At 64.9% G+C, this 9,489-nt stretch carries 7 protein-coding genes and 1 CRISPR repeat array; all 7 genes read left to right on the top strand.

Features of this window, described 5'->3' with window-relative positions; genetic code table 11:
• Window positions 1-16: 16 nt before the first annotated feature.
• A CRISPR array of direct repeats spans window positions 17-1,281; the repeat unit is 38 nt; unit sequence GGTGGCGCCCGCCCTCAGCGACGGGCGAGGATCGCAAC.
• 346 nt (window positions 1,282-1,627) lie between these two features.
• The 7 genes from cas3 to cas2 are packed head-to-tail and all read left to right on the top strand — an operon-like array spanning window position 1,628 to window position 9,106.
• Window positions 1,628-3,823 (top strand): CRISPR-associated helicase Cas3', encoded by a 2,196-nt coding sequence (gene cas3, locus FXF65_RS33785; RefSeq protein WP_148354115.1) that lies wholly within the window; start codon window positions 1,628-1,630, stop codon window positions 3,821-3,823.
• Window positions 3,817-4,500, top strand: coding sequence for a type I-C CRISPR-associated protein Cas5c (gene cas5c, locus FXF65_RS33780; protein WP_148354114.1), 684 nt, complete (start codon window positions 3,817-3,819; stop codon window positions 4,498-4,500). The genes cas3 and cas5c overlap by 7 nt, the downstream gene beginning before the upstream one ends.
• A gap of 3 nt (window positions 4,501-4,503) precedes the next feature.
• A complete protein-coding gene (gene cas8c, locus FXF65_RS33775; protein ID WP_148354113.1) occupies window positions 4,504-6,291 on the top strand; it encodes a type I-C CRISPR-associated protein Cas8c/Csd1 in 1,788 nt (595 codons plus the stop codon).
• Window positions 6,288-7,160: a type I-C CRISPR-associated protein Cas7/Csd2 gene (gene cas7c, locus FXF65_RS33770; RefSeq protein WP_148354112.1), complete on the top strand. Its 873-nt coding sequence runs from the start codon at window positions 6,288-6,290 to the stop codon at window positions 7,158-7,160. Before cas8c ends, cas7c begins: the two co-directional genes overlap by 4 nt.
• Window positions 7,157-7,798 carry a CRISPR-associated protein Cas4 gene (gene cas4, locus FXF65_RS33765; RefSeq protein ID WP_148354111.1) on the top strand — a complete coding sequence of 214 codons (642 nt, stop codon included), beginning with the start codon at window positions 7,157-7,159 and terminating at the stop codon, window positions 7,796-7,798. The genes cas7c and cas4 overlap by 4 nt, the downstream gene beginning before the upstream one ends.
• Window positions 7,791-8,816 (top strand): type I-C CRISPR-associated endonuclease Cas1c, encoded by a 1,026-nt coding sequence (cas1c, locus tag FXF65_RS33760; protein WP_148354110.1) that lies wholly within the window; start codon window positions 7,791-7,793, stop codon window positions 8,814-8,816. The genes cas4 and cas1c overlap by 8 nt, the downstream gene beginning before the upstream one ends.
• Entirely contained in the window at window positions 8,816-9,106 is a 291-nt protein-coding gene (gene cas2 / locus FXF65_RS33755) for a CRISPR-associated endonuclease Cas2 (protein ID WP_148354109.1), read from the top strand. The genes cas1c and cas2 overlap by 1 nt, the downstream gene beginning before the upstream one ends.
• Window positions 9,107-9,489: the final 383 nt, after the last annotated feature.

The following is a 9,489-nucleotide window of genomic DNA, read 5'->3' as shown; positions in this document are numbered from 1 at the left end:
CGGCTGCCTGCTCTCCGGTGGCGCCCGCCCTCAGCGACGGGCGAGGATCGCAACGCCGTGGCCGCGCGCCTTTCGGCTGCCTGCTCTCCGGTGGCGCCCGCCCTCAGCGACGGGCGAGGATCGCAACGCCGTGGCCGCGCGCCTTTCGGCTGCCTGCTCTCCGGTGGCGCCCGCCCTCAGCGACGGGCGAGGATCGCAACCTGCCGCTTGCCATGCCGTCGACATCCGGACCGGGTGGCGCCCGCCCTCAGCGACGGGCGAGGATCGCAACACCCCACCCGACATGTGGTCTACCGACCGTCCCGCCCTGTGGCGCCCGCCCTCAGCGACGGGCGAGGATCGCAACACGCAGCCTGAGCAGCCCTTCAGCGGCTTGAACTGGCGTGGCGCCCGCCCTCAGCGACGGGCGAGGATCGCAACTATCCGAACCCGCTCGGCCGGGATATCGGTGACCTGGGTGGCGCCCGCCCTCAGCGACGGGCGAGGATCGCAACTTTCTGGAGGGGTCGGGCCCGTCCCGCCGCCCGGTGGCGCCTGCCCTCAGCGACGGGCGAGGATCGCAACTTCACCCTGACCGAGAACATCCGGAGGAAGCCCCGGTGGCGCCCGCCCTCAGCGACGGGCGAGGATCGCAACTCGTCCACGCGGCATTCGCAGTCGCCCTGCTCCAGGGTGGCGCCCGCCCTCAGCGACGGGCGAGGATCGCAACGTCAACGTTCAGGGCCATCGGCCACCGGCCGCGCCCGGTGGCGCCCGCCCTCAGCGACGGGCGAGGATCGCAACGGGTGGGGGACCGGCGATCAGTGGCAGGGCCTGCAGGTGGCGCCCGCCCTCAGCGACGGGCGAGGATCGCAACTCTATGGTGATGGGCGTGGCGAACCGCCAGTCGTGGTGGCGCCCGCCCTCAGCGACGGGCGAGGATCGCAACGATTGCGGCGCTGCGGCCGTCATTGACCGGAACTGGTTGTGGCGCCCGCCCTCAGCGACGGGCGAGGATCGCAACGACGTGACGATCGCCGGGGACGCCCGCCACGGGGAGTGGCGCCCGTCCTCAGCGACGGGCGAGGATCGCAACCTGGCGGAATCGTGGCGCTCGTCGCCGCGCTGTGCCGTGGCGCCCGCCCTCAGCGACGGGCGAGGATCGCAACCCGGCAAGGACGCCAAGACCGCCACCTGGCCTGCTGTGGCGCCCGCCCTCAGCGGCGGGCGAGGATCGCAACTTCGAGAACGCGGCCACGCCGAACCTGGCGCCCGCCCTCAGCGGCGGGCGAGGATCGCAACTGGCGGTGGCCCGCGGTGACGCTGGCTGAACTGGTCGATGTGGTGCCCGCTATCGCCAGCGGGCGAGGAGCGCAATCGGATTACGCAGGCTCCCCGCCGTGGGCGGGCCCCTATCTTTGCAGGTGGACGAGGGTCAATGCTGCGTTGGGATGGGTTGGCGCCTTCTACGCCACTCGTCAGTGATGGGCGCAGGGCATCGGTGGAACACAACTTGTCGGTAGGTTCCTCTGCTTGCTTTCGTTGACCGGATTCGGTCGCTTGTTTGGAGGCTGAATGATCATTTGTCGGGTGTAGATACGATCCGGTGCATCGGAGTTGCGCTTCCTGTGTTGGATTGAGGTGAAGCGTGTCGGGGGAGTTGTGGGCGCATAGTGTCAACGGATTCGGTGATAGGCACTGCCTAGTTGATCATTTGCGTGGTACGGCTTCTTTGGCGCGCACGTATGGTTCGGTTTTTCGAGCTGGCCGGTTGGCTGAAGGTCTGGCGCTGCTCCATGACGTCGGCAAAGGAGCGTGTGCCTGGCAGGAGGGGCTGGCACGTGCTGAGGCCGGTGGCGGCCGAGTGTTTGATCCGTCCGGAGCCAGCATCGACCACAAGATTGCTGGTGTCCTCTTGGCAGCGCGGAAGGCGAGGCTTGGGCCATACGCGCTGGCAGTGCTCGGACACCACGGGGGGCTGCCGGAACGGCGCGCACTGAAGGATGCGCTCGCTCGGGCTGATGGCGCCGACCAGGCTAGGGTTCAGGAAGCAATTCGTGTCGTAGCCGAACTTGTGCCTGAGATTCTTGACGACCGCTCGTCGGCGGTGCCCCAGTGGGGGAAGTCGTCTGAGCACGTACATGTGGCGGAGTTGCTGCTGCGCATGGTTTTTAGCGCGTTGGTCGATGCGGATTTTCTGGACACCGAGACGCATTTCATGGGATACCTCAGGCCCGAGGCACCTCGGCTATCGTCCTTAGCGGAAGTGTTCCGGAGTGCTCGTGAAGAGTATCTGAGCGGACGGGAAGTCGCTCCGGTTGACGAGATCCGAGAGGACGTTTACCGACAGGTTATCGGCGCGGCTGCGCAGCCCCTAGGGATATTCCCGTTCCCGGCCCCTACCGGTGCCGGCAAGACTATCGCTGCTGGCGGGTTCGCCGTTGAGCACGCGGCTCGCCACGGGCTGCGGCGTGTGATCGTCGCTGTGCCGTACATGTCGATCACTGAACAGAACGCTCAGGTGTATCGCCGGCTCTTCGGGGACGATCACGTTCTGGAGCACCACAGCGGGATCGACATGGGGAGCCTGCCACCGTCGCGGCGGTGGCAGCGGTTGGCGGCCGAGAACTGGGACGCCCCGGTGGTGGTTACGACAACGGTTCGGCTCTTCGAGTCGCTGTTCAGCCGAAAGCCCGCCGCGATGCGGAAGGTGCACCGGCTGGCGGGCTCGGTGATCGTGTTGGACGAGGTGCAGTCCTTGCCTGACACGATGCTGCTGCCGATCCTGTCGGCCTTGCGGGACTTGACCGAACACTTCGGTTCGAGTGTGCTACTGGCGTCGGCAACGCAACCGGAGTTCTTCGCTCTGGAGGTTTTCGCGGGGCTTGACCCTCGTCCTGTAGTCGCCGAGCCTAAGCCGCTGTTCCGCCGACTGGCGCGCGTGCGCTACGAGTGGCGTTGCGACCCCAAACCGACGCTGGCGCAGGTCGCCACCGAGATGGCTTCCGAATCCTCGGTGCTGGCGATCGTGAACACGACCGGTGACGCAGCCGCGCTTCACCGTGAGATGGAAGCCGTGACCGACGGTCCAGTGCTACATCTATCGACCCGCATGGCGGGCGGACATCGGCGGGAGGTACTTCGCAAGGTTCGGGCACGGCTTGATAAGGGCCTGCCGGTCGCGGCCGTCAGTACCCAACTCATCGAGGCCGGGGTCGACTTGGACTTCCCCGTCGTCTTCCGTGCGTACGCAGTGGCTGAAGCGATGCAACAGGCTGCCGGAAGGTGCAACCGCAACGGGCGACTGAAGCAGGGCCGGGTGGTCATTTTCGATCCTGCCGACGCCAGTGCGGCAGGCGCCCGCCGGGTCTATGGCGCAGCATTGGACACAACCCGTGCGTGCTTCGGTCCCGGGCTGGCCCTGCCTGACGATCTCGACGCCCTGAGCGCCTATTACCGTGCTCGCTACGCGCTGAAAAATCTCGAAGAAAGCGGGCCTGGCGCCGACATCCAGCGTGACCGGGCTGCATTCGATTTCCCGGCTGTGGCATTGAAGTTCAAGCTGATCGACGAATTTACTGTCCCAGTTCTTGTTCCCTATGGTGATGGCACCGAACGAGAGCAACTACGAGCCCTCCTGCTCCGTCCAACCGGAGCGGAACCATGGGTGTTCCGCAGAATTCAACCCTATTTGGCGGCGCTGCCGAAACGGTTGGCCGACAAAGCCTTACAGGAGGGCATGGCGGCCCCACTGCTGGGCGACCTCGTCGAATGGCATGGCGCCTACGACGCGTGTCGCGGAATCGAGTTCACCGATCCCGTCGGAGAGGACTTCGTATGGTGAGGTCACGTCCCTACTATCCGGAGGCCCCCCTCGTCGTCGAAGTCAGCGGCGAGTATGCCTGCTTTACGCGTCCAGAGTTGAAGGCCGAGCGGTTCAGCTACGAAGTCATGACCCCTTCAGCTGCGCGAGGTGTTCTAGAGGCCATCTTCTGGCGGCCCGAATTCGAGTACCTGGTCGTTAAGATCGAAGTGCTCAAACCGATTCGGTGGTTCTCCATCCGCCGCAATGAGGCCAAGTCGATGGCCTCGGACGACTGGGTGCGGCGGATGATGGCCGACCCTGCGGTCCGGTACGACATCGAAAACGATCGTGATCAGCGGAACACGGTGGCACTCAGAGACGTCGCGTACCGGATCCACGCGCAGGTCCGTCTTCGTTCACAGGCGACGGGGAACGAGATCAAGTACCGCGAGCAATTCCGTCGTCGCGTCGACAAGGGTGCCTGCTTTTCCCAGCCCTTCCTGGGGACGCGTGAATTCTCCGCCCGTTTTGGGAAGGCCACCTCGCTGAAGCCCATCAGCGAGACCCGGGATCTGGGCCCGATGCTGCACAGCATTCACTATGAGGACGGCGGAGAGAGTTACCACTGGTTCCATGCCGAACTCCGTTCCGGCGTCTTGGAGGTGCCGCCGGAGGGAGTCATGCTAACCGGTGCGACGACAAAGGTGAGGAGCTGAATTGTGCTGATCGGCAGCCTTGTCGATGACGTGCGACGCCAGGGGATTGGCGATCGAATTCCGCCATATTACCGCATGCGCACGGTGCATTGGGCAATTTGGATCGACCAGCAGGGAGAGGGGAGGCTCATCCCGCTCGTCAATGCGGATGACAAGCCGGGTATCCCTGAGATATGCCCTTCTCTGACGCGGACCAGTGGAATTGCGCCGATGCTCCTGGTGGACACGCTGGAGTACGTCTTCGCCGTGGCCAAGGAGGACACCGCCAAAGCTCAAGCAGGTGCCGAACGACGCAACGACGCGTATCTCAAATTGCTGGCCGATTGGCGAGAATCGACCGCCGATCCACTCGCCCGCACCGTCTCGGAATTCTTCGGCCAGGAGCGCCATCTCGACCTCCTAGCCGAGTTGCCTGAGTCGCCCCAGGCGTCGGAACTGGTCGCGGTCATGGTCGGGAAGACGTGGGCGCATCGTTCCACCGCTGCTGTCGACTTCTGGGCGGACGTGGCACGCGCAAGGAAAGGCTCTGGCAATGAGGGTATCTGCTTGGCTTGCGGCAAGGTGGGTTCCCTACTCAAGACCGTCCCGGACATGGTCAAGGGCCCGTTGATCCCGGTCGGCATCGATGCGAACGGTCGCCCGAAGCGAGGACGCAACGCTGCGCTCGTCTCAGTGAACACGCCGGCGCAGGGAAGGGGTGGCTCTGTCCAACTCGTCAACACCCCGTTGTGCGAGGACTGCGGCGAGCAGGCTATCGCGGCTCTGAACCGATTGCTGTCGGATGAGCGTCACCGGCTGCGGGGCGACGACAGCGTGCTGACTTGGTGGCTGCGCGAGCCCGACGACTTCGACGTCATGATGATCGAACACCCGGAACCAGTCGATGTCAGAGCGCTCCTCGCCGAACCATGGCGAGGCCTGACAGGCACCGTGGCGGATACCAACGCCTTCTACGCCCTGACCCTTTCAGCCAATCAGAGCCGCGTGGTCGTCCGTGACTGGATCGACATGCCCGTCATCGAGGTCAAGCGGCACTTGGCCGCCTGGTTCCGCGACCACAGTTCCTCGGACCGATGGAGGGACGGACACCATTACGTGCCGTTGTGGCAGATGGTGCGCGCCACTGGCCGATGGGACCGGGGCAAGAAGCAATACGTGTCAGGAAGTTCGATCCGCGGACTCGCGCGCGACCTTTTTCGTGCTGCGCTTCGCGGAACTCCGGCTCCGCCGCACCTGATCCCGCGCCTGCTGCACCACATTCGCAACGACCACCACGTCGATCTCGCGCGTGTCGCCCTGCTCAGACTCGCTCTTACACGGCCCCCATATCAGGAGAAGGTCATGCCCGGACTCGATGAGAACTTCAACGACACCGCGTATGTGTGGGGACGCCTCTTCGCGGTCTTGGAGTCCATTCAGCGGCGCGCGCTCCCGGACGTGAACGCCACCATCCGCGACCGCTACTTCGGCCTTGCCATGACCCAGCCCGAGGCCACGATGCGGATGCTGCGTACCAACGCCAACGGGCACATCAAGAAGCTCGTCCGCCGCGACGAGACGCGCGGCGCCGGTTACGCGCTGGACAGCCGACTCGCAGAGCTCAGCCAGCTGATCGAGCCGCGGGTCGGTCTGCCTCTAGTTCTGGACGCGCCAGGTCAGACCCGCTTCATCCTCGGCTACGACCACCAGCGAGCCGCCGACATGGCTGCTGCGCGCGCCGCCACGGAGGCCAAGAAGAGCGGCGGCCAGCCGGGCGGAGCCCTCACAACCACGAACCAGGAGCCCTCGTGACCGTAGAAGCCCATCTCGACCCGACGCGCAAGCAGGACTTCGTCCTCCTCTTCGACGTCAAAGATGGCAACCCCAACGGCGACCCAGACGCTGGAGGCATGCCCCGCACCGACCCTGAGACCATGCAGGGGCTGGTCACCGATGTCGCCATCAAACGCAAGATTCGCAACATGGTTGCTCTGCTCGGCGAGAACCGGCCCGGCTACGACATCTACGTCGAGGCCGGGGTCTCTCTGAACTCCCAGCACGAACGGGCCTATACGGCGCTAGGCATTCCCAAGTCCAAGGACAAGAGCAAGGACACCACCGCCCAGGGACGCGCACGCGACTGGATGTGCCAGACCTTCTACGACGTCCGCATGTTCGGTGCCGTCATGACCACCGGCTCCCAACAGGCTGGACGCGTCCAGGGCCCGGTTCAGCTCACCTTCTCCCGCTCGATCGACCCCGTCCTGGCACAGGAGCACGGCATCACACGTGTCACCCGGACCAAGGAAGAGGCCGAGAAGGATACGGAAATGGGCGGGAAGCACGCCATCCCGTACGGGCTGTACCTGGGCTACGGACACTTCAGCGCGCCCCTTGCCCGCAAGACGGGCGTCACCTCCGACGACCTGGCGATGCTGTGGCAGTCGATGGGCTTGATGTTCGAGCACGACAGGGCCTCGACACGTGGAGAGATGACGCTCCGCGGGCTGTACGTCTTCAGCCACAACGACCAGTTCGGTGCCGCGCCCTCTCACACCCTGTTCGACCTCATCAGTGTGGTGCGCCAGGTGGACGGACCCGCCCGGGCCTTCGGCGACTACACCGTGAAGGTGGACGAGACCATTCCGGACAAGGTGACTCTTACACGCGTCGTCGAATGAGCACCGAACAGATCATCATTCCGCTGTCCGCTCTTGAGCACTACGCCTACTGTCCGCGTCAGGCCGGGCTCATCCTGCTCGAAGACGGATTCGTAGACGACGCCAGCACTGTTCGCGGCACGCTGCTGCATCAGCGTGTCCACGAACCCGACGAGGAGGCCAGGCCTGGACTGCGCACCCTGCGCGCTCTCCCGGTCTGGCACGACGACCTAGGCCTCACAGGTGTTTGCGACGTGGTCGAGCTCCGCGATGACGGCACCGTGATACCCATCGAGCATAAATCGGGTGCCTACCGTCCGGGCGGCCCCGCCGATGTCCAAGTGGTAGCGCAGGCGATATGCCTGGAAGAACGCTTCAACACCACGATCGACACCGGCTACATCTACGCCGCTGGCGATCGTCGACGCCATCCGGTTGCGGTCGACGACGCCGCACGTGGCCGCGTCCACGAACTCGCCGAGGCGGTTCGCGAAGTGCTCGGCCGCATGGCGCTCCCCGTTGCGGTCGCTGACCGAAGATGCCGCGGCTGTTCGATGAACGCCCTTTGCATGCCGCGTCTGCTCGCCGATCAGAAGCGCTACCGACAGATGCTCAGCGAACGGTTCCGGCCGAACCCAGAGAGCGACTGGGATGACTGAACTGCTCAATACCCTCTACGTGCAGACCCAGGGCGCGGCTCTCTACCTGGAGGGGGACAGCGTCAGGATTGTCATTCCTGACGACGCCCGCCGCCGGACCCTGCCGCTGCGGAGACTTCAGGAGATAGTCGCATTCGGCAACATTGAACTCAGCACACCCCTGCTTGCTCGATGCGCAACCGACGGCCGCCCGGTGACCCGCATGACAGCCGGGGGACGGTTTCTCTTTCGGGTCAAGGGTCCTGTCCAAGGCAACGTCCTCCTACGACACGCACAGCATCTCGTCTACGCCGACGCAGACCATCGCTTGCGTATCGCTCAAGCAGTCATCGCAGGAAAGGTGCAGAACAGTCGGCAATTCCTCCTGCGTGGAGCACGCGATGCAACCGACCATCAAGGGGAACTGCGCGCGATCGCCGAAAGGTTAGGGCAGGCATTGCCATCGATCCCCGCCGCCGAAGACCTTGATCAGTTACGCGGTATTGAGGGGAGTGCTGGCCGGGACTACTTCCAGGCTTACAGTTTGATGCTCCGCTCTGGCCTCGACGTCGGCCCGTTCACCAGCAGGACTCGGCGGCCACCTACCGATCCCATCAACGCCCTGATGGGCTTCCTGTATGGGCTCGTCCGTTCCCTAGTCCATGGCGCCAACGAGCAGGTCGGACTCGATCCATATGTCGGTTTCCTTCATGGACTGCGACCGGGCAAGCCAGCACTCGCGCTGGACCTCATGGAAGAACTGCGCGCTCTCCTGGCAGACCGCCTCGCTCTGACCCTGCTCAACCGCAGACAGCTCCGTGGCGAACACTTCGATGAGCTACCCGGAGGCGCAGTACAACTCACCGAGGACGGCCGGAAGATCGTCCTCACTGAATGGCAGGAGTGGAAGAAGCGCGAATGGCCCCACCGGCTGCTGGGCCGACGAGTCCCTGCGGCGCTGCTTCCATCCGTCCAATCCCGCATCCTCGCCCGCCACCTACGGGGGGAACTCCCCGCCTACATGCCCTGGGCACCCTGATGGAACTACTGCTCACCTACGACGTCAGCACCGTGACACCTGAGGGAAGGAACCGACTCCGCAAGGTCGCCAAACTCTGCGAAGGCTACGGGATGCGCGTCCAAAAGTCGGTATTCGAGATCGTCTGCACCGACTCCGAGCTACTGACCCTCCTAGACGCAATTAAACGCATCATCGCCGACCAAGAAGACAGCATCCGCATATACAAAGTGCCCAAGGGATCCTTCCGCGCTGTCAAGACGCTCGGAACGGCCAAGCCCCTGCCACACGATGATGCCCTGATCATGTAGCCAACATGCCGGGTCTTGGTGTCGGGGGTTTCGAGGACGGAGGCGTCCGTCTTCGATCGCTACCGGGATGGCTTTCTCGCGCGGTGTGATCTTCTGCGTGCCGCAGCGCTGCCGGCCAGGTGGAGCCGGACCGCCACCCGCGTTTCCCGGTCACGGCGTGTCGGGCCGTCGGCCGGGCCGTCGACCCGCGGGTGAGCCTTTTCCAACTGCCTGCGTGCACCATCGTGGTCCTTGTCCGGAGTTCGATCCAATGGGGAGCTCCACGCTCGCGGTATCGGCGAGGAGCCTGGGCCGTTGATGCCGCAGCGCCGCATGTCCCGGAGCGGATCCGCACCACGGGCGCCACCTGCGGGCGGCCTCGGCCGCTGGCGCGCGAGCGCCGG

Source organism: Actinomadura syzygii (assembly GCF_008085905.1).
In the GTDB taxonomy this organism is placed as follows: domain Bacteria; phylum Actinomycetota; class Actinomycetes; order Streptosporangiales; family Streptosporangiaceae; genus Spirillospora; species Spirillospora syzygii.
The sequence above is the reverse complement of the archived record's forward strand: the minus strand, read 5'-3'. Positions and strand labels throughout refer to the sequence as shown.